This window comes from Nonomuraea sp. NPDC050451, from assembly GCF_044458585.1.
This window is the reverse complement of sequence record NZ_JBITHZ010000015.1, coordinates 1-20,193: the sequence shown is the minus strand read 5'-3', so window position 1 is coordinate 20,193 and position 20,193 is coordinate 1. Positions and strand designations below refer to the sequence as shown.

At 70.6% G+C, this 20,193-nt stretch carries 19 protein-coding genes; 3 read left to right on the top strand and 16 right to left on the bottom strand.

Annotated elements, in window-relative coordinates; translation table 11 throughout:
• Window positions 1-29: 29 nt before the first annotated feature.
• The 3 genes from ACIBI9_RS36660 to ACIBI9_RS36650 all read right to left on the bottom strand — a co-directional run bounded on the left by ACIBI9_RS36660 (window position 30) and on the right by ACIBI9_RS36650 (window position 2,409).
• Entirely contained in the window at window positions 30-1,157 is a 1,128-nt protein-coding gene (locus ACIBI9_RS36660) for an amidohydrolase family protein (RefSeq protein ID WP_397229057.1), read from the bottom strand.
• Between the two features lie 96 nt (window positions 1,158-1,253).
• A complete protein-coding gene (locus ACIBI9_RS36655; RefSeq protein ID WP_397229055.1) occupies window positions 1,254-1,748 on the bottom strand; it encodes a DinB family protein in 495 nt (164 codons plus the stop codon).
• Window positions 1,741-2,409: a class I SAM-dependent methyltransferase gene (locus ACIBI9_RS36650; RefSeq protein ID WP_397229053.1), complete on the bottom strand. Its 669-nt coding sequence runs from the start codon at window positions 2,407-2,409 to the stop codon at window positions 1,741-1,743. The genes ACIBI9_RS36655 and ACIBI9_RS36650 overlap by 8 nt, the downstream gene beginning before the upstream one ends.
• Before the next feature lie 100 nt (window positions 2,410-2,509).
• Between ACIBI9_RS36650 and ACIBI9_RS36645 the strand changes: the two genes are divergently transcribed.
• The gene (locus ACIBI9_RS36645) at window positions 2,510-3,076 is read left to right on the top strand and encodes a helix-turn-helix domain-containing protein (RefSeq protein ID WP_397229474.1); all 567 of its coding nucleotides are present in this window, start codon (window positions 2,510-2,512) and stop codon (window positions 3,074-3,076) included.
• 2 nt (window positions 3,077-3,078) lie between these two features.
• Here the strand turns inward: ACIBI9_RS36645 and ACIBI9_RS36640 are convergent, their stop codons facing one another.
• From ACIBI9_RS36640 to ACIBI9_RS36620, 5 genes are read right to left on the bottom strand one after another with little or no spacing between them, the layout of a single operon-like run.
• Window positions 3,079-4,287 carry a hypothetical protein gene (locus ACIBI9_RS36640; protein ID WP_397229051.1) on the bottom strand — a complete coding sequence of 403 codons (1,209 nt, stop codon included), beginning with the start codon at window positions 4,285-4,287 and terminating at the stop codon, window positions 3,079-3,081.
• Between the two features lie 8 nt (window positions 4,288-4,295).
• Entirely contained in the window at window positions 4,296-5,522 is a 1,227-nt protein-coding gene (locus ACIBI9_RS36635) for an enolase C-terminal domain-like protein (RefSeq protein ID WP_397229049.1), read from the bottom strand.
• A gap of 8 nt (window positions 5,523-5,530) precedes the next feature.
• Entirely contained in the window at window positions 5,531-6,802 is a 1,272-nt protein-coding gene (locus ACIBI9_RS36630) for an extracellular solute-binding protein (RefSeq protein ID WP_397229047.1), read from the bottom strand.
• Between the two features lie 40 nt (window positions 6,803-6,842).
• Entirely contained in the window at window positions 6,843-7,667 is an 825-nt protein-coding gene (locus ACIBI9_RS36625) for a carbohydrate ABC transporter permease (protein ID WP_397229045.1), read from the bottom strand.
• Window positions 7,667-8,626, bottom strand: coding sequence for a carbohydrate ABC transporter permease (locus ACIBI9_RS36620; RefSeq protein ID WP_397229043.1), 960 nt, complete (start codon window positions 8,624-8,626; stop codon window positions 7,667-7,669). Before ACIBI9_RS36620 ends, ACIBI9_RS36625 begins: the two co-directional genes overlap by 1 nt.
• Window positions 8,627-8,852: 226 nt before the next feature.
• Between ACIBI9_RS36620 and ACIBI9_RS36615 the strand changes: the two genes are divergently transcribed.
• The gene (locus ACIBI9_RS36615; RefSeq protein WP_397229041.1) at window positions 8,853-9,947 is read left to right on the top strand and encodes a LacI family DNA-binding transcriptional regulator; all 1,095 of its coding nucleotides are present in this window, start codon (window positions 8,853-8,855) and stop codon (window positions 9,945-9,947) included.
• A gap of 50 nt (window positions 9,948-9,997) precedes the next feature.
• Here ACIBI9_RS36615 and ACIBI9_RS36610 read toward each other — a convergent pair whose 3' ends face one another.
• From ACIBI9_RS36610 to ACIBI9_RS36585, 6 genes are read right to left on the bottom strand one after another with little or no spacing between them, the layout of a single operon-like run.
• A complete protein-coding gene (locus ACIBI9_RS36610; protein WP_397229039.1) occupies window positions 9,998-11,869 on the bottom strand; it encodes a hypothetical protein in 1,872 nt (623 codons plus the stop codon).
• Window positions 11,870-11,871: 2 nt separating this feature from the next.
• Window positions 11,872-12,702, bottom strand: coding sequence for a carbohydrate ABC transporter permease (locus ACIBI9_RS36605; protein WP_397229037.1), 831 nt, complete (start codon window positions 12,700-12,702; stop codon window positions 11,872-11,874).
• On the bottom strand, window positions 12,692-13,633 hold the full coding sequence (locus ACIBI9_RS36600) for a carbohydrate ABC transporter permease (protein WP_397229035.1): 942 nt from the start codon (window positions 13,631-13,633) through the stop codon (window positions 12,692-12,694). The genes ACIBI9_RS36605 and ACIBI9_RS36600 overlap by 11 nt, the downstream gene beginning before the upstream one ends.
• A 1-nt stretch (window position 13,634) precedes the next feature.
• The gene (locus tag ACIBI9_RS36595; protein WP_397229033.1) at window positions 13,635-14,888 is read right to left on the bottom strand and encodes an ABC transporter substrate-binding protein; all 1,254 of its coding nucleotides are present in this window, start codon (window positions 14,886-14,888) and stop codon (window positions 13,635-13,637) included.
• Window positions 14,889-14,907: 19 nt separating this feature from the next.
• Window positions 14,908-16,512: an FAD-dependent oxidoreductase gene (locus tag ACIBI9_RS36590; protein ID WP_397229031.1), complete on the bottom strand. Its 1,605-nt coding sequence runs from the start codon at window positions 16,510-16,512 to the stop codon at window positions 14,908-14,910.
• Between the two features lie 8 nt (window positions 16,513-16,520).
• Window positions 16,521-17,534 (bottom strand): LacI family DNA-binding transcriptional regulator, encoded by a 1,014-nt coding sequence (locus ACIBI9_RS36585; protein ID WP_397229029.1) that lies wholly within the window; start codon window positions 17,532-17,534, stop codon window positions 16,521-16,523.
• Window positions 17,535-17,807: 273 nt separating this feature from the next.
• On the opposite strand from ACIBI9_RS36585, the gene ACIBI9_RS36580 reads away from it, so the two are divergent.
• Entirely contained in the window at window positions 17,808-19,139 is a 1,332-nt protein-coding gene (locus ACIBI9_RS36580; protein ID WP_397229027.1) for a hypothetical protein, read from the top strand.
• Here ACIBI9_RS36580 and ACIBI9_RS36575 read toward each other — a convergent pair.
• Together ACIBI9_RS36575 and ACIBI9_RS36570 are read right to left on the bottom strand one after the other, a co-directional pair.
• Complete coding sequence (locus tag ACIBI9_RS36575; RefSeq protein ID WP_397229025.1) at window positions 19,025-19,552, bottom strand: carboxymuconolactone decarboxylase family protein; 528 nt, start codon at window positions 19,550-19,552, stop codon at window positions 19,025-19,027. The two genes, ACIBI9_RS36580 and ACIBI9_RS36575, sit on opposite strands and share 115 nt — an antisense overlap.
• A 207-nt stretch (window positions 19,553-19,759) precedes the next feature.
• The coding region (locus tag ACIBI9_RS36570) for an HAD-IC family P-type ATPase (RefSeq protein ID WP_397229023.1) at window positions 19,760-20,193 on the bottom strand (434 nt) is incomplete at its 5' end.

Below are 20,193 nucleotides of genomic sequence, written 5' to 3'. Positions count from 1 at the left end.
CTGGAGTTGCCGCCGGATGCCGCGGGTCATCAGCCCGGGGAGCGGTGTCCCATCCGGTAGACGGCCAGCGGGCGCCGCAAGGCGGTGATGCCGGAGAGCGGGTCGCCGGCCACGGCCAGCAGGTCGGCGTCGAACCCGGGCGCGATCCTGCCCTTGCGCTCCCCCACCCGGCAGACGCGGGCCGCGACCGAGGTGATCGCCCGCAGCACATCCAGGGGCGCGTACCCGTGCTCGACCAGCATCTCCGCCCCGTACGGCAGCACTCCGTGGGGCTTGGGCGGCCCGATGCCCGCGTCCGTCCCGACGACGAAGTCCACCCCGGCGGCGTTGATGGCCCGCAGCCCCTCACTTATGCCCGCGATCCGCTGCTGGATGCGCGGTGGCAGCGGCGCCGGGCTGGGCGCCACCCCCGCCGTGATGGACACCACGACGTCGGCGGCGGCCAGCCGGGCGATCATCGCGTGGTCCACCGCGTAGGAGTCCTCGGTGAAGAACGAGCAGTGCTCGATCGAGTCGAACCCGGCGTCCAGGACGTGCGCGATCCCCTCCGCGCAGTGGACGTGCCCGGTGATCGGCAGGCCGTGCGCGTGGGCCTCGTCGGCCGCCGCCTTCAGCTCGGCGAGGCCGTACTGGAGCAGGTGGGAGTGCGTTCCGGGCGTCATCTCGCCGCCCGTCACCATCATCTTGATCACGTGGACGCCGCGCGCCGCCCGTTCCCGTACGGCCTCGCGCACCCCCTGCTCGCCCGCCGCCTCACCGCCCAGGAACCAGCAGTGCCCCCTGGGAGTGGTGATCGGCGGCCCGGCGGAGAGGATCTCCGGCCCGTCGAACCCGAGCTCGAGCCCGAGCGCCAGGTAGTCCCGGTCGCCCAGGTCGCGTACGGTCGTCACCCCGGCCGCGAGGTGCTGCCGCGCGGCCTGCCGCATCCGGTCGGCGAGCCCCGGCGGTTCCAGCATCGCCACGACGTCGCGGCCGGCGTCGAAGGCCAGGTGGACGTGGCAGTCGATGAGTCCGGGCAGCAGCGTGGCATCGCCCAGGTCGACCGCCTCCGGCACGTCGGTGGTGACGTCGGCGATGCGGCCGTCCTCGACGATCACCACCTGGTCGTGGCGCATTTCCTGGCCGTCGAAGAGACGGCGGGCGCGTAAAGCGAGCATGCCTCCACCATCGCGCCCTCGCGCCGCGACCGCCTGAGTATGCCCCTACTCAAGTTCGCCCGCGCCGACGGCCGACGACCAGGACGTCGGCCGGAGTCAGCGCCCGGTAGCGCCGTCGATCAGTTCGCGGAGGATGTCCGCGTGGCCCGCGTGACGGCCGGTCTCCTCGATCATGTGGGTGAGGGCCCAGCGGACGCTTGGAGCGGGACGTCCCGGCCGCGGTCGCGGGAGCGGGGCGCTGAGATCGGTGCATCCGTCGAGAACGTCGTTCGCGCGCCCGACCGTCTCGCGGTAGCGGGCCACGACGTCGGCCACGCTGTCCGCCGGTGCGGCCCGGAACGTCGCCTGCCAGTCGGTGACGTCGTCCCCGAGGAACATCGCCCGTTCGACGAAGGTCAGGTGGTTGAGCAGGCCGAGCAGGTTCGTGCCCGACGGCACTGCGGCTGTTCGCACCTGCGGTTCGGGGGCACCCTCGACCTTCGCGGCGATCGAGGTCCGGAGGTAGTCGAGGAATCCGCGCAGGACCTCGGCCTCGCTGCTCCCGGTCCTGGGCGGCGGAGTGTCGCGGCGGCGGCGCACGGTGTCAGGCATGGTGATCTTCTCCCTTCGTGTGCTGTTCGCCGGTGTCAGCGCCGCGGCGGATGAGCAGGACGTGGTCGGTGACCTCGGCGGTGCGCCCGTCCGGCCCGGTCGCGACCCGGCGGGGTGCTTCGGCTCGCTCGACCGTCCACGTCGCCGCGTCCAGATCGATGCCGGCGGCGACCTCCCTCGGGCTCGGGTACCGGATGCCGGGATCCTGGTTCCATGACCACGGCGCGGTCGAGCCGTGGTCGACGACAAGCAGCCGCCCGCCAGGGCGCAGTGCGTGCGCAGCCGAGCGCAGGACGACCGCCCTGTCCAGGTCGAAGGGAGTGTGCAGGTAGTGGGCGCAGACCAGGTCGAATCGGCCTGGCGGGAAGGACTTCTGCAGGTCATGCCGCACGGTGCTGACGTGGTCGCCCAGTTCATGTGCGCGGGCAAGGGCGGCGAGCCGCTCGAGCGCCACGGCCGAGATGTCGACGGCGGTGACGCGCCACCCCTGCCCGGCGAGCCACAGCGCGTCGCCGCCGTTACCGCATCCGAGGTCCAACGCGTCGCCGGGCGGCAGGCTCGCAACCACTTCGGTGAGGCGGGCATTCGGCCGCGGATCGGTGGCCGCCGGTCGCCCCGCGTACACGCCGTCCCAGAACATGACCGCATCGGTGGCGTTCAATCCAGACTCCTTCCATCGGTGTGCGCTCAGTCTCGCCAGGCGCACACCGATCTGGCACGAAATCTTGCGGTTCTGGCAAGCTGGCCCCGTGGACCACGAAATGGACGAGGTGCTCGACGCGGTGGGGCCGCGACTTCGCGCGCTGCGTCGTCACCGCGGCATCACCCTCGCCGACCTCGCGACGACGATCGGCGTGTCGGAGAGCACCCTGTCCCGGCTGGAGAGCGGGCAGCGCCGGGCGACCCTGGAGTTGCTGCTGCCGCTGGCCCGTACCTACAACGTTCCGCTGGACGACCTTGTAGGCGCCCCGCGCACCGGCGACCCCCGGATCCACCTCACGCCGATCCGGAGGTTCGGGATGACCTTCGTGCCGCTGTCCCGGCGGCCTGGCGGGGTGCACGCGTTCAAAATGATCATCCCCGCCCGGCCGGAACCGCTCGAACCGACCCCGCAGACCCACGACGGCTTCGAATGGCTGTACGTGCTCAACGGATGTCTGCGGCTCGTCCTCGGCGAGCGCGACCTGACGTTGCCGCCCGGTGAGGCGGCCGAGTTCGACACGTCCTTGCCACACTGGCTGGGCAGCGCCGACGGCGGCGTTGTCGAGCTGCTCATCCTGTTCGACCCGCAAGGGATGCGTACGCACATACACGCCGACCCGCGTTGACGTCATCCCTTCTCCCCCCTTCTCACCACCTCCAGGGTGCTCCCGAGTTCGGAGGCGGGGACGAAGTGGCCGAAGGTGTCGTTGGCGAAGAAGGAGACGCCCGCCACCGACTCGGCGTGCGCCGCCAGCACCTCCCGCTGGTAGAGGTAGGTGCGCCGGTCGTCGAGGTAGGTGCGGTACCAGTACCACGGGTCGACGAAGTCCAGGCCGAGCAGCGGCCGCGGCCCGCCCAGCGCGGCCTTGCTGAGCAGGTTGGGCACGATCTCGGTCCGCTCGACCAGCACCGCGAACGTGCTGACGAGGATCGCGTCGAGGCTGTGGTAGGCGGCGTCGGTCATGCCCCAGGCGGCCCGCTCGACCTCGGCCCGCCAGTACGTGTCCATCCAGTAGACCAGCCGCTCCCCCATCGCCTCGCGCAGGCGCAGGAAGAACCGTTCGATCCCGGCCGCGCGGGCGGGGGTGAGCGGCGGCGCGCTGTCCGGATGCCAGAACCCGAGCAGGCCGAACTGGTTGCCCAGCATGACGCCGTCCAGCCCGAAGTCCCTGGTGAAGGCGGCGGTCTGGGCGGCGACGAAGTCACCGGCGGGCAGCCCGGCCGGGATGCCTCCGGGATGGGCGGCATACGGGCGCGGGTCGGCCGCCAGCGGCGCCGTCACGTCGAGGACGCCCGGCACCAGGTGGCCGCCCGCGTCGGCGGCGCTGCCGGCCACCTCCGGGTGCAGCACGGTCTTCCACTCGCTGCGGCAGAACTCGGGGCCCGGCTCCAGATACTCCAGCAGGCTCAGCGACAGCCCGCGGCGCTCCGCCTCCGCGCGCACGGCCGCGTAGATCCCGGCCAGCACCTCGTAGTCCATCGGCTGTTCCGACAGCATGAACATCGGCCCGGCCGAGTACGGGTTGAACGAGCGCTCGCCGCCCTCCCGCACGCGGGTGAGCCAGTCCAGGTTGTGCGCCCGCGTCATGGCGGCCGGACCGCCCGAGCCGAGCGCGAAGCAGTTGTAGCGGGCCCAGTCGAAGCGCTCCTTCCAGCCCGTGAGGCCGCGGTAGTTGAGGATGTGATCGCCGTTGCCGGTGCAGAACACCACCGTGACCGGCCGGCCGGCCAGCCAGTCCGCGTGGTGGTCGAAGAACGCCGTCACACCGGGCGCCGGGTCCCGCAGGTCGTCGAAGATCTTGGGCGTGATCCACAGGCACGCTTCCATAGTGCTCACCACAGCGTTCACCATCGGGGCAGGGACGGGTCGAAACCGGGCTGGAGCCGGCGCAGGTAACCGGTGTCGTCGCGGACCTGCCGGCCCGACCGCACGTACGCCTCGTGCAGCCGCGCCAGCGCGTCGTGGTCGAGCTCCACGCCCAGCCCCGGCCCCTCGGGCACCGGCACCGCTCCGTCCACGAACCGCAGCGCGCCGGGGACCACCACGTCCTCGCCGGCGTTCCACGGGAAGTGCGTGTCACAGGCGTGGGTGAGGGTCGGGATCGCCGCCGCCACGTGTGTCATCGCCGCCAGGCTGATCCCCAGATGGGAGTTGGAGTGCATGGACAGTCCCAGGCCGAAGGTGGCGCAGACGGTGGCCAGGTGCTGGGTCAGGCGCAGGCCGCCCCAGTAGTGATGGTCGGACAGCACCACCTGGACCGCCCCCAGCTCCACCGCGGGCGGGATCGTCTCCAGCGACGTCGTGCACATGTTGCTGGCCAGCGGCATCGGCGCGGCCGCGGCGACCGCGGCCATCTCCTTCACGCCGAGCACCGGGTCCTCCAGGTATTCCAGCGTGCCGGCCAGCTCCCCGGCCACCCGCCGGGCGGTCTCCACGGTCCAGGCCCCGTTGGGATCGAGCCGCAGCGGCACGCCGGGCAGCGCCTCCCGCAGCGCCATGATCGCGTCAATCTCCCGCTCCGGGGCGAAGACACCGCCTTTCAGCTTGACCGAGCGGAAGCCGTACCGCGCGATCATGCGCTGAGCCTGCTCCACCAGCTCGCCGGGGGTGGTGGCCGGGCCCCACTCGTCGGTGTCCGCACCGGGGTGGGCGGCCCACTTGTGGAACAGGTATGCGGCGTACGGCACCGCGGGGCGCACGGCGCCGCCGAGCAGCTCGGATACCGGCACCCCGGCCAGGCGGGCCTGTGCGTCGAGGCAGGCCACCTCGATCGCCGAGAACGTCGCACGCCGCGCGACGGGATCGGCGACGCCGGCGAGCGCCTGCTCCACGGCCTGCTCGATGCGGTTGAGGGCGTGCACGCTCTGGCCGATGACGTGCTCGCGCACCGCCACGAGCCGGTCGAGGTGCCCGCGGTCGCCCGGGCACTCCCCGAGTCCGATCACGCCGTCGTCCACGTGCAGCTGCAGGACGCAGCGCAGGGCGAGCGGCTCGTGCAGGCCGGTGGAGTTCAGCAGGGGCGGATCGCGGAAGGCCACGGGGGTGATGACCAGGTCGCGGATTCTCGTCATGGTTTCCTTCACTTGGCGGCGAATGCCGCGTCCATGCGGGACAGCACGGTCGGCACGTCGACCGTGCCGTTGAACAGTTCCTGGATGGAGGTCAGGTGCTCCTGCTGGACCTTCGGGCTGGGCCAGGACTGGTCGGGGTAAAGCGTCGAACGCTTGGCGGCGACGGCGTCGATCACCGGCCGCTGCAGCGCGTCGGCCTTGAACGAGGAGTTGCTGAGCGCCGGGCTGCTGCCGGAGGCGGTGGCGTAGAGGGTCTGGCCCTCCGGCGAGGCGAGGAACTCCATGAACTTCTTCGCCAGGGCGGGGTTCTTGGCCTTGGCGTTGACGCCGTAGACGATGCCCACGGACACCGGCACGTAGGTGGCCTCGGCGTTGTCGGTGGCGGGGAACGGGGTCATCGAGAACGTGGTGCCGTTGGGCGCGTATTCGAGCGCCGACTGCACCGCCGACAGCACGTGCACGACGCCGAGGGCCTTGCCCTGGCCGAACATCTGCATCTGCTCGTCGTAGCCGACGCCGTTGGGACTGTCGTTGAAGCAGCCCTTGTCCCGCATCTCCACGTACTTCTCCAGTGCCTGCTTCCACGCTGAGCCGGCGAAGGTGGCCTTGCCGTCCAGTTGCCGCCGCGTGAAGTCGGGGCTGGGACCGTAGACCAGGGAGGCGGTCAGCGCGTACGGGACGAGCTGCGTCACCCAGGCCGACTTCAGCCCGAGCGCGAAGGCGACGACCCCCTTGGCCTTGGCGTCCGCGCAGAACCTCAGGACCTGCGGCCAGGTCGTCGGCTTGCTCAGCCCGCTGGTCGCCAGCGCCTGGTCGTTCCAGACCGCGCCGATGGCGCCGATCGTCACCGGGACCGCGACGACCCGGCCGGCCGGGTCGGTCGTGACGGACTTGAGGTCGGCGCTGAGCCCGCCCGCCCAGGCTTCTCCCGACAGGTCCATGAGCATGCCGTCCTTGCCCAGGTCGCGCACGGCCATCGTGTTGCCGCCGCCCGGCCACATGCGGAACACGTCGGGGGCCGTCCCCGAGGAGAGCTGGGTGCGGATCTGCTGCTGGTACGACGCGTCGTCTTCGGTGTAGATCGTCTTCACCGTGACACCGGGATTGGCCTTCTCGAACGCCGCCACCGCGGCCTTGGCCGGTCCCTGGCCCGCGGCGGCCAGGGTCAGCACCTTCTCGGAGGAGGCGGCGGTGGTGGCGCCGCCTCCTCCGGAGGTGGAGCAGGCGGCCGCGGCGAAGGCGAGACAGCACACGGACGCGAAGGTTTTGCCGAACTTCATGACAGACTCCAGGGTCGGAATGCGGGGGGATGACGGGGCTCTAGCCTTTGAGCCCGCCGGCGAAGCCCTTGATGATGTGGCGCTGCAGCGCGAAGTAGACGACCAGGATCGGGATGACACTGATCACCAGGCCGGCGAAGATCAGCGGCCACTGGGACACGTACTGGCTGACGAAGCCGTAGATGGCCACGGGGGCCGTGGTGTTGTCGCTGCCGCCCAGGTAGAGCAGCGGGGTGAAGAACTCGTTCCAGATGCCGACCGCGTTGAGGATCACCACGGTCCCGGTGACGGGCCGCAGCAGCGGGAACACGACGGTGACGAAGGAGCGCAGCGGCCCGCACCCGTCGAGCAGCGCGGCCTCCTCGTAGTCGAGGGGCAGCTCGCGCAGGAACATGGTGTAGAGGAACACCGAGAACGGCATCTGCTGCCCGACGTTGATCAGGATCACCGACCAGATCGAGCCGATCAGTCCCGCGTCGCGCATGGTGGCGTACAGCGGGAGCAGGGCGAGCTGGCCGGGGATGAGCAGCCCGCCGATGAGGAAGTAGAAGGTGTAGCGCGACCAGCCGCGGGTCACGCGGGCCAGCGGGTAGGCGGCCGTCGCCGCGAAGGCGATGATCAGGACGACGCTGACCGCGGTGATGGCGAAGCTGTTGGCCAGGGCCGCGCCGAGGCTGGCCTGGTTCCACGCCTCGACGTAGTTGCCGAACGTGGGCGGCCACTCCAAAGCCAGCGCGCCGGTCTGGCTGTCCTGCGGCTTGAGCGAGACGTTGAGCAGGCCGGCCAGCGGGATGAGGAACACCAGCGCGAGCAGGATCAGCGTGACCTCACGGGTGAGCGTCCGCCAGGAGTATCGCGAGTGCATCAGGAGCCCTTCCTCTGCGTCAGGCGGAACTGCACCGAGGCCAGGACGGCGATGACCACGGTCATGACGACGGCCAGCGCGATCGAGAAGGGGAAGTCGCCGAGCACGAAGGCGCTCTTGTAGATCCCGGTCGAGATCGTCTCGGTCGCCGTGCCGGGACCGCCGCCGGTCATGGCCATCACCTGGTCGAACTGCTTGAGGCCGCCGATCAGGCAGAGCATCACGTTGATCACGACCGCGCCGTTGAGCAGCGGCAGCACGACCCGGCGGAACTTGCTCCAGGCGCCCGCCCCGTCGATCGTCGCCGCCTCCAGCACCTCGGCCGGGATCGCCTGCAACCCCGCGAGGTAGATGACCATCGAGTAGCCGGCGAACTGCCAGACGATCTCGGCCACGATCGCGTACAGCGCCGTGCCGGGGTCGCCGAGCCAGTCATGGGCGAGAGCGCCCAGTCCCACCGCGCGCAGCGCCTCGTTGACCGCGCCGTTGGGTGAGAGCAGGAAGCTCCACACGTACCCGGCCACCAGCGGCGTCAGCACCACCGGCGCGAAGAAGATGACCCGCAGCAGGTAGCGGCTCTTGACCATGGTGTTGACGCCCAGCGCCAGCAGCAGGCCCACGACGTTTTGCGCCACGGTCGTCACCGCGGCGAGGACGAGCGTGTTCAGCAGGGCGTCGCGGGCGGCCCGGTCGGAGAAGACCGCGGCGAAGTTGTCCAGGCCCACGAACGACCAGTCGGCACGCAGCCCGTTCCAGTCGGTGAAGGAGAACAACGCGCCGTTCGCGCTGGGCACGACGACGATGAAGAGGTAGACCGCGATCGCCGGCACGACGAACCACCAGGGGGCGCGCACGCCGACCCGGCGGCGTCTTCCGCCCGGCGGTCCGGCCGCGGACGTTCGCGCGGCCGGTTCCCGCGCACCGGCCACGGCCGTCGTGGTCGCTTGCGGCAGGGCCACGGTGGAACTCCTCTCTGAGGGTTAAATCGTTCTATTCGGAGGGATCTGACGTCGGATGTGGCCGACGTACGCAAGAAAGGGCTGGTCAGGGGCATGGTGATCTCGGTACACCCTCGTGAATCGATTCACGAGATTTCGGGCAGATTACGTGGGGCCGCTTCCCGGTGTCAATGGCTTCCCGCCTCCCACCGATCACCTGGCCATACTGGCGTGAATCGATTCACGGATGCGTTACGCTAGCGGCACCCACCCGTACGAGGACATGACGACGAGGAGTTCGATGACGTTCGACCCGGCGCCGGGGAAGCCCGCCAAGCCCCTCGTCACGGTCCGCGATGTCGCGACACGCGCAGGAGTCTCGCGCGCGACCGTCTCCTACACCTTTACCCAGCCGGACCGGGTGTCGCCCGACCTGCGCCGCCGGGTGCTGGCCGCCGCCGACGAGCTCGGCTACGTCGGCAACGACGCGGCGCGGCGGCTGCGGGTCGGCCACAGCCTCGCGCTCGGCCTGCTCGTCTCCAGCGTGAGCAACCCCGTCTACGCGGAGATCGCGGCCGGGGCCGAGGCGGAGGCGGCCGCCCACGGCCGCTTCGTACTGGTCGCCAACAGCGACGAGAGCCGCCAGCGGGAGCGGGCCTACCTCAGGTTCTTCGAATCACAGCAGGTCAGCGGCATCCTGGCCATCCCGGTCGCCGGGGTCCCTGCGGAGCTGACCGCGTTGCGCAGGCGGGGCACGCCGTTCGTCCTTGTCGGCATCGCCGAAGGCCGGCACACCTATCCGGCCATCTCCGGCGACAACGAGCGGGGCGGCCACCTCGCCGCCTCCCACCTGCTGGCCCAGGGGCGGCGGCGGCTGCTCTTCGTCGGCGGCCCGCACCCGCACGTCGACCTGCGCCTGGCGGGGGCGAAGCGGGCGATCGCGGAGTCCTCGACGCCGGCCTCGCTCGAAGTGATCCGGGTGGAGGTGCAGACGGCGAAGGTCGGGGAGGCGGTGGCGCGGACGCTGGCCGGGCGGTCGGGGCCGAGGCTGCCGGACGGGATCTTCGCCGGCAACGACCTGCTCGCGCTCGGGCTCCTGCACGGGCTCATCACGGCCGGAACCCGGGTGCCGGACGATCTCTCCCTCGTGGGCTACGACGACATAGAGTTCGCCGACTTCGCCATCGTCCCGCTCACAACGATCCGGCATCCGTCGGCGGCGCTCGGGGCCAGCGCCGTGCGCATCCTGCTCGGGCTGGAGAAGGAGAAGGACATGGAGGGGCGCTTCGATCCGGAGCTCGTGGTCCGCGCGAGCTCCCTCCCCGGCACCGGACGGAAGTAGCCGCGCCGGACCCGCCGGCGCGGCTGACGGTCACCGTGCGGGGGCGGGCGTCAGCCCATGTTGACCGTGAGGTCGAACGTGCCCTGGTGAGGGATGCGGAGGGCGTGGAAGCGGCGGGCGCCGTCGCGGAAGTACCGTATGCTGCCGGCCGCGACGGTCGCCTGCAGCGGTGTGCCCCAGCGGAAGCGGATCGTGGTGCGGCCCCGGCGGAGGTCGAGGCCGTCGGCGGTGGCGGCGGTCGAGCCGCCGAACGCGACCCGGGTGCCGTCGGTGAAGGTGACGACGTCCGTGGGATGGAGGATGAGCGGGATCTGCTCGGTGGCGGCGGCGTTCGCCGTGACCGTGCGCCGCACCGTCCGGCGGGTGACGAGGACGTCCGTGGTGACGTTCGCGTTGCCGTAGCGGATGCCGAGGGCTGCGGGGGCCCGGCCGCCGGTCCACTCGCGGCCGCCGGGGGCGCCGTGGAAGTAGGTGGCGGGCAGGGAGCCGTTGGAGTCGGGCGCCTGGCCGGGGAAGACGGTGGACCAGCAGGCGTGGTTGTTGTCGTTGAGCCCGCAGATGATCGTGCCGGCGTCGGGGTGCCACAGGAAGGTCAGGCCGGTACGGGCGCGGGAGGCGCGCGTGCCGAAGTAGCCGCCCAGGTACAGGCCGGGCTTGCGGACGTACAGGAAGTCCTGGCTGCCGTCCCTCCGCAGTTCGGCGAAGTCGTTCGAGCGCAGGTAGGGCAGGTCCGCGATGGCCTCGGCCCGCTGCCGCCTGCTGGGGAACCGCTCGCCGTACAGGCCGTGGGTGAGGATGCGGGGCGAGGTGTCCTGCTTGGCGAGCGGCGCCACCGGCTCGGTGGACGCCGCCCAGGCCGCGCGGGCCTCGGCCAGGTCCTCGCGGGCGGTCATGAAGGCCGACAGCAGCGGCACCTGGCGGATGAACGTCCAGTTGAGCGCGGTCCTGTCGGGGTCGGGCCTGACCTCGTCGTACCAGCGGGTGCTGGTGCGGGTGGAGGGGGCGACGTTGACCATGTATCCGGCGCCGTCGGGCTCGCGCAGCAGGTTGTAGGCGAGGAAGCCGGTGAACGCGCGGGCCATGTCCACCAGGTGCGGGTCCCGGCTGTGGTGGTAGGCGTCGGCCAGCTCGGGGAGCATGACCTCGAAGTTGTAGTTCATGTCGTGGCCGCCCTCCTCGTAGAAGAAGCCGGCGGGGCTCAGGCCGGTCGCGGCGAGCCGGGGGAACGCCTCGGTCAGGCGCGTGGCCAGGGCGGGGTCGGGGTCGAGCTGGAGCGCGAGCCCGGCCCCCGCCAGGCCCGAGGAGGTCTGGTTCGCCCAGGTGAGGCGATCCTGCCAGACGGTACGGTTGCCGGGCTCCAGGAACCACGTCATGGCCGTCCGCAACGCGGCGGTGAGCTGGGCCTGCCGCGCGGGCAGCGCCCCGGTCGCGCGCAGGATGCGCAGCGTCTTGGCCAGATATCCGATGCCGAACCCGGTGGGCGCCAGGCCGTGCTGGTCGCGGCTGTACTCGGGGAAGGAGCCGTCGGGGTGCTGGAGCGACAGGTAGTGGCCGAGCGCCGCGTCGAGCGCGGCCAGCAGGTTCGCGTCCCCGGTGTACGGGTTCCACGGGCGGGCGTTGGCATGGAACCAGGCCAGCGTGAAGACGTGCTCCTGCACGCGGGCGTTGTACGGCGCCGCCGGCGAGCGCCACCAGCCGCCGGCGAAGAAGCCGCTGTCGTCCATGTCGTTGACCATGGGCGCGAGGGTGGCCAGGTACGGCGCGAAGCGCTGCTCGTGGGGGGCGAACGACGTGCGGTCCAGAGCCTGCGGCAGGGAGGGGATGGTGGCGGCGGAGGCGGTGCCGGGCGCGAGCACGGGGACGGCCGGGATCAGGGCGGCGGCGCGGAGCAGGGTGCGGCGGGAGAGCAGGGGGGAGTGCATGGTCAGCCTTTCAGACCGGTGTGCGCGAGCCCCTCGATGAACTGCCGCTGGGCCAGCACGAAGACGACCAGGATGGGCAGGGCGGTCATCGTGGCGGCGGACAGCTGCACGTTCCACAGGGGCGAGCCGTAGGCGTCGACGAACTGGGTGAGCGCCTGCGGCAGGGTGAACTTCGACGGGGTCGACAGGAACACGATGGGTTCGAGATAGAGGTTCCACGAGTGCAGGAACGTGAAGATGGCGACGGCGCCGAGCGCCGGCCTGGCCAGCGGCAACGCCACCCGGCAGAAGGTGCCGAAGCGGCCGAGCCCGTCGACCCTGGCGGCCTCCTCCAGCTCGCCGGGCAGCGTGATGAAGAACTGCCGCATGATGAACGTCGCCAGCACGCTGGGCGCGCCCAGGATCGGCACCAGGATCAGCGGCCAGTGCGTGTCGGTCATCCCCGCCGTGTGGAACATCTGGAACAGCGGGACGATCGTCACCTCGCTGGGGATCAGCAGGCCGACGAGCACCACCAGGAAGAGCACGTTCTGGCCGGGGAAGCGGATGCGGGCGAAGGCGTAGCCGGCCATCGCGGCCACCGCCATCGTGCCGACGGTCACCACCGCGGCGATGTAGAGGCTGTTGAGGTACTGCTGCCCGAACGGCTGCAGCTCGAAGACCCGGCCGTAGGTGGAGAAGTCGAACCTGGAGGGCACGAGCGCGGGTGGGAAGGCGAAGATGTCACTGATCGGCTTCACCGACGAGGTGACCATCCACCAGGTCGGGAAGACGAACGGCACGCACAACACGCACAGCAGCGCGTACAACGCGAGCTTGACCCTACGACTCATGGAAGACCCACTTCCGGCGCAGCCGCCACTGCAGCAACGTCAGCGCCGCGACGATCAGGAACAGCAGGACCGACAGGGTGGCGCCGTAGCCGAGGTGCCGGAACTGGAAGGCCTGCTGGTACAGGTAGTAGACGAGGACGGTGGTGGACATGCCGGGCCCGCCCTGGGTGAGCACGGCGATCTGGGCGAACACCTGCAGCGACCCGACAACGGTGATGATCGAGGTGAGCAGGATCGTCGGGCTGATCAGGGGCACCGTGATGCGCAGGAACCGGGTCCAGGCGCCGGCGCCGTCGAGCTGCGCCGCCTCGTACAGCTGGCGCGGCACGCCCTGGAGCGCCGCCAGGAACAGGACCATGTTGAGCCCCACGTTCTTGACGACCTGGACGACGACGACCGACAGCAGGGCGGTGGTCTCGCCGCGTAGCCAGTTGGGGCCGTCCACGCCCGCCACGCCGAGCAGGCCGTTGATGCCGCCGTCCTGCTGGAGCAGGAACTGCCAGACGATGGTCCAGGCGACCAGCGACACCAGCACCGGCGAGAAGAACAGCGTGCGGAAGAACGTGGTGCCGCGCAGCCGCTGGTCGAGCAGGATGGCCAGGGTGAGGGCGAGGGCGAGGTTGAGCACGACCAGGCCGACCGAGAAGAGCACGGTGCTGGTCAGCACCTGTCCCATGTTCGGGTCGGCGAGCAGCTTGGCGTAGTTGTCGCCCCCGACGAACTCGAACGTGCCCGCCAGCACGTTCCACTCCTGGAGGCTGTAGTAGACGACCAGGCCGAGCGGCAGCAGGACGAACAGCGCGCTTCCGGCGAGCTGCGGCGAGATCATCAGGTAACCGACGAGGGCGTCGCGCCGGGGGATGGTCCAGAAGTGGCGGGGCCGGGTGGCGGCGCGCTCGGCCACCCGGTTGCCGAGATCTGTCACCGTCACGTCATCCGCCCAGCAGCGGCTGGATCTTCGCGCACACGCCGTCCAGCACCGCCTTGACGTCGGCGTCCGGCTTCCACAGCGGGTCGAGCGCGGCCCTGGCGGTCTGCGCGAGCTCGGCCTGCCCCTTGTGGCTGGGCTTGACCACGCCCTTCTCGATGCCGTCGATCACCACTTCCTGGAGCTGATCGCCGTTCAGCATGGGGCTGGTCTTGGCCATCGTGTCGGCTGTCAGCAGAGAGCCACGCGCGGGCGGGAAGTACGCGGCGAGCTTGGCCGAGTTGGCCACGTTGGTGAAGTAGGCGAGGAAGTCGGTGGCCTGCGCGGCCCTCGGCGACTTCTTCAGCACGCCGATCCCGGCCTGGCCGATGACCGCGTACTCGCCCTTCGGACCGGCGGGCAGCGGCACCAGGTCCCACTTGAACGTCGCGTCCTTCAGCATGGCGGCGCGGGAGATCTGGGCGACGGCCATCGCGGTGTCGCCGGAGAAGAAGTCGACGGCGGTGCCCGGCCCCGGCATGGACTTGTCGGTGAAGATCGCCTTGTGCATGAACGTCATGGCTTCGACCATCTCGGGCGCGTTGAACTGGCACGTGCCGCCGTCGTCGCTCCACGCCTTGGCGCCCCAGCCCTGCCAGACGGTGGCGAGGTTGTCCCAGGCCTTGTAGTCGAAGTTGAGGATGGTCAGGCCGTTCTTACCCTTCGCCGCGACGGCCTTGTTGATCTCGTTGGCGTGCTCCCAGTCCCACTGGCCGGCCTTGATCAGCTCGCGCGGCGTCTTCTGGCCCGCGGCCTTGACCAGGTCGGTGTTGACGAAGACGCCGAAGGGCGAGGTGGAGAACGGGTAGGCGTACAGCTCGCCGTCGCGCTCCCACAGCCGGGTGGCGGCAGGGACCAGCTCGCCCGCGTTCTCGACCTTGCTCTTGAGCGGGACGAGGGCGCCGGAGCCGACGAAGTCGGGTGCGGAGTTCTCGAGGATCCACGCCAGGTCGGGGGCGTTGCCGCCGGCGATCTGCGTGGTCAGCGTGGTGGTGTAGTTCTCGAACGGGATCGGGTCGAAGGTGATCTCGCCGACCTGCGGGTGGGACTTGCGGTATTCGGCGGCGATCTCCTTGAACAGCTTCAGGTGGGCCTCGTTGGAGGTCCAGATCGACATGCGCAGCGGCTGCGGGCCCTGCGCGGCCGGCGCTTCACCGCCGCCACAGGCCGTGACCGTAAGGAGGGCGGCCAGCGCAAGGGCTGCCAGGGGTGCTTTCATGGGGGTACTCCTTCTGGCGTCAGTAGCCGGTGACGTCGGGCCAGCGCAGCTCCACGCCGTCGCGGACGAGCCGCTGCTGGTAGTCGGCCAGGAGCCGGCCGTCCGCGCGCACGGCGTGCGGCGTGGTGGCGCGGTCCAGGCAGAAGGCGGCGAGCGCGCCGGCCGCCTCGCCGACGTTCCACTCCACCGGGTGCAGGCGGTAGGCGCCGTTGGTGATGTGGGTGGTGCCGATGTTCTTGCAGGCGGGCAGCAGGTTGCTCATCCGCTGCGGGATCAGCGCCCCGAGAGGGATCTCGAACGGGGAGCAGGCGACGTCGATGTAGTTGTCGCCGCCGGTCGACGGGTGCAGGTCGATGCGGTACATGCCCACGCCCACGGAGTCGTGATAGGAGACGGCGCCCTTGTCGCCGCGTACCGCCACGGACAGGTCCTGTTCGGTGACGGTGGTCAGGGCCCGGACGCGCCGGGACTCGCGGATGTAGGGGGCCTGGGCGAGCCCGTCGGCGCCGCCGGTGACGTCGCCGCGCAGCCGCAGGCCCGGGTAGCCGGTGCCGCCGTCGTGACGAGGGGCCTCGGTCTGCAGCCAGTACAGCACCGACATCGACAGCTCACGGGCCGCCGCCATGTGCCGGTCGGCGTCCGGCACGTCGATGACCGGCCCCTCCAGGTAGTCGATCATCGGCCAGTTGACCAGCGCGATGTCGCTGTCGTACGCGCCGGGCACGAAGTTGTCACGGGCGGCGATCCTGCGGAACGTCCACAGGTTGCCGTCACCCGGGTTGACCCGCTGGTCGGCCGCCACCAGGCGGGGGTCGTCACCCGGGTTCGGGGTGAAGGAACGCTCCACGATCTCCAGCGTCCGCGGGCTCGGGCAGCGCCACGACAGCAGCCGGTCGCCCCAGAAGGGCGGCTGGTAGGCGCGCCAGAAGTCGTACGAGGCGGGCTTGTCGACGGTGTGGTCGCCGTCCACGTGGTCGATCGCGAAGCACACGGACACGGCCTGCATGTTCATCGGCTGCGCCGTCGCCGGGGCGCTCGGCTCGCCGGTGTCGCCCTGCGACTCGAACCCGGTCACGTACTCGGTCCCGGTCAGCGGCAGCAGCTCGCCGGTCTCGGTGGCGTCCAGCACGTACGGCGCCACCGCGGTGATCTCGTCGCCCCCGTCGCGGTGCGCGAGCCGCACGGCCGTGACGCGATCGCCGTCCACCTCGGCTCCGACCGGCCGGTACGGCTGGAGCACGCGCAGCCGGCCCGACCCCCGGTACGGGGCCAGCATGGCCTCGATGACCGCGACCGCGACCCTGGGCTCGTGGCACAACTTGCTGACGTGCCCGGCGCCCGGGTTCAGCTCCGGCCACGCCCGCGCCCGCTCGGTCAGCGGGTAATGGTCGCGGTAGTAGCGCCGGATGCCGTCGCGCAGCGCGCGGTAGCTCGCCGTGACGCCGAACCGCTCCACCCAGGTGTGCTCGTCCGGCGGCACCGCCTGGCTGGTGAGCTGGCCGCCCAGCCATTCGTACTCCTCGGTGAGCACCACCGATCGCCCGGCCCGCAGCAGGGCCAGCGCTGCGGCCACGCCGCCCAGCCCGCCGCCGACGACGAGCGCGTCTGCCGATATCTCAACCACGTGGGGGATTACCTCTCCTCATGTACGGGTGCCAGCGTCGATCCCTCGACCAGCTCGCACACCAGCAGTTCCTGCGGGACGCCGCCGCGTTCCAGCACCTGGGTGAGCAGCTCGACGGCCCTGCGGCCCATCTCCCGCCGGGGAATGCGGAACCCGGCGAAGTCGATGTCGGTCGACACCGGCCTGGTGGGGGCGCCCAGCGCGACGATGGACAGGTCGCGCGGCACGTCCAGCCCGCGGGTCTTGGCGGCCTCGGCGATGGCCACGCCGTCGGCCAGCTCCTCGGCGAACACCACGGTCGCGCCACAGTCGAACAGCCCGTCCGCGGTGGTCAGGTGCAGCCCTTCGACACCGGTCGCGGCCACGCCTTCGGTGAAGCCACGCAGCCGGTCGGCGTAGGACTCCGGGCCCTCCCCCGCTCCGACATAGGCCATCCGCCGGTGCCCGAGCGCCGCCGCCCGCTCGACCAGCGCGCGCACCGCCGGCGGGTAGTCCGCTCCGACGTACGGCACCGGTCCGCCCGCGTCGTCGCGGCGGCCGACCGAGACGAACGGAATGCCCTCGGACAGCAGCCTGGACAGATCCTCCCGGTCGATCGTCCGGCCGAGCAGGACGCATCCGTCGGCCAGCCGGATCCGGCTCTCCGCGCTGAAGATCCGCCGCCGCTCCCCCTGCTCCACCTTGGCGCTGGTGAACAGCAGCAGGTCGCAGCCCGCCTCCTCGACGCACTCCTCGATCCCGACCAGGAACGGGTGATAGAAGTCGGCGCTTTCCGCGGGGAAGACGGCCTCGTAGGTGAACACGCCGTAGATGCGGTTGCGCCGTTCGACGAGCCGGCGTGCCGCGGGGTCGGCCACGTACCCGGTCTCCCTGATCACCTGAAGCACCCGGTCGCGGGTTTCGGGCGAGATCCGCACCTCGCCCTCGGCCCTTCCGTTGAGCACCAGGGACACCGTCGTCTGGCTCACTCCAGCCATGCGCGCGATGTCCTGCTGCGTCAGCCGCCGCCCTGAAGCAGTCACAGTGCGTATCACCCGTCGTGTCGATAATGCGTATTAGTTCGGTCATTGTGGGACCGGGGAGAACGGGGCGTCAAGAGATAATCGCTGGGTAATTCGTATTAGCAGGTGGTACAGCTTCCCGGGGGCGTGACAACATACAGTGACGCCGAGGGCGGCGGCGGGTCGAAGACCTGGCCGGTCGCACGGCGTCCATCGCCTTTCGCGACCACGATCGGAGGCATGTTGACCATCCATCAATCAGGCCGGGACTTACGTCCGCTCACCCGACGCGGCGTGTTATCCGGCGCCGCCACTCTGGGAGCCGCGACTCTTGGCGCCGCGACCACCGCCGGCCTCGTCGCCCGGCCCGCCGCCGCCGGGACCGCCGCCCAGCCGGCGGGTCTGCCGGTGTTCCGATACGTGCGGGACGCTCTCGCCCTCCCCCTGCACTACAACCGCACCGGGGAATTCATCTTCCCCTGCATCAGAGGGGTGTACGACAAGCTCGGCAACCCGCGCTCGCGCTACTACCTCTACTACGCCCCTCACGAGAACCCCGGCGGCATCTGCGTGGCCTTCGGCGACACCTTGGAGGGCCCGTTCCACGACTACAGCGGCAACCCGATCATCGACAAGTACCTGCCCACCACCACGGTCAGCCACGTGTCCTCGCCGCACGTCACCTGGGACGCCTCCACGAGGCAGTTCTTCTGCTACTTCCACGGCGAGAACTTCACCACCCGCGTGGCCCGCTCCACCGACGGCATCACCTTCACCGACGAGACCCCCATCCTGAGCACCCGCCTGGTGTCCGGCACCTCCGAGACCTCCTACGCCCGGGTCTTCGAGCATTCCCTTCCGGGCCGCGGCAACAAGTACGTCATGGTCTTCATGGGCGTGAAGAACGGCCGCCGCCTCTTCTACGGCTGGTCCCCCAACGGCTGGGACGGCTGGCAGTTCAGCCAGGAGCCGCTGGTCAACCCCGAACCCGACGGCGTGACCGACATCTCCGGCCCGACCCTGGTCAAACGCAACGGCACCATGTACGTCGCCTACCACGGCAACGACGGCAGGATGCGCATCACCGAGGTGGGCGACGCTTTCGACAAGGAGGTCCATCTCGGCGTCTTCCACTCCCCGATCGCCTCGGACAACGGCCGCGTGGCCGCGCCCTCGTTCGGCACCCAGGGCGGGGTCGAGTACATGTTCTACGAGCCGGCCCCGGCTGCAGGCCCGCATCTGCATCGCCCGCGCCGTCCCCGCCTGACCTGTCCGCACGTCCGGGCCTCTCACCTGCAAGCGCTGGGTCGCTCTGTGCGGCGGCCGCCGATCGCCGCCGCGACACTCTTTGCGCCCCCGCCGGCGGCCTACCCCATCATCCGGCTGAACCGACGCCATCCGGCAAGACGTGGCGCCGGGAGCCGGGCATCACGTTTCCGCAGGTCAAGGAGCCGGTTCGGTGGATTCTGCGCCATTGCCACCGGGACCCCTTTGCCCGAAGGGCAGCCCGCTCACGTGGCCTTCTCGACCGGTTCCAGGCCGGCCAGCAGGTTGAAGGAGCCGGTGAGCAGGTTGAGGGCGACCAGGCCGGGGATCTCGGCGATGATCCGATCGCTCCAGCCATGAGCCCTCAACTCGGCCACGTCCTCGTCCGTCAGTGACGACGGTTCGGCCAGCACGCGGGTGGCCACCGCGATGAGCGCCGCCTCCCGGGCGTCGGTGGAGGTGCCCTGGCGGGCGAGGGCGATGTCCGCCTCGCTCAACCCCGCCGCCCGGGCGCCGGCCGCATGCGCGTCGAGGCAGAGGCCGCAGCCGATCCACTCCTGCAGGGCGAGCGAGATCTTCTCGCTGAGGGCGCGGGGCAGCTTGCTGCGCTTCATGGCCCGCGACAGGTCCAGGTAGCCCTGGAGCATCGCCGGCGAGTGCGCCATGGTGGAGACCATCTCACCGGCCGCGCCCCTGCGGCCGATGATGTCGTTCAACAGTTCCCGGGACTTCTCCGGCGCTTCGGCGGGGTCGAGCGCGGCGAGCCGTCGCATGTGATTCTCCTCAGGTCATTCATCGATACGGAGAGGGGGTATATCTGCGGCCACGGCGTTGCCATCCTGTTGATCCAGAGCCGTCATAAGGGACTGGAACTGCGCCGTCCTCACCAAGCGGCCCGGCCGGCCGCGGTACGGAGAACTCGCGCCTGACGGACGAGAGCGGGCCCCGTGCGGGTCTACTGAGCGCTTCACCGGCATGTCCTACTTGAAGCGGCGTAGCCGTAGGCTGTTGCTCACCACGAACACGCTTGAGAACGCCATCGCCGCACCCGCGATCATCGGGTTGAGCAGCCCCAGCGCGGCCAGCGGCAACGCGGCCACGTTGTAGGCGAACGCCCAGAACAGATTCCCCTTGATCGTGGACAGCGTGCGGCGCGACAGTCGCAGCGCGTCCGCGGCCACCCGCAGGTCGCCCCGTACCAGGGTCAGGTCCGAAGCCTCGATCGCAGCGTCCGTACCGGTGCCCATCGCCAGCCCCAGATCGGCCTGGGCCAGCGCGGCGGCGTCGTTGACCCCGTCGCCGACCATGGCCACCACCCGGCCCTCGGCCTGCAGCTTCTTGACCACCTCGACCTTGTCGGCGGGCAGCACCTCGGCGATCACCTCATCGATGCCCACCTCGGCCGCCACCGTCC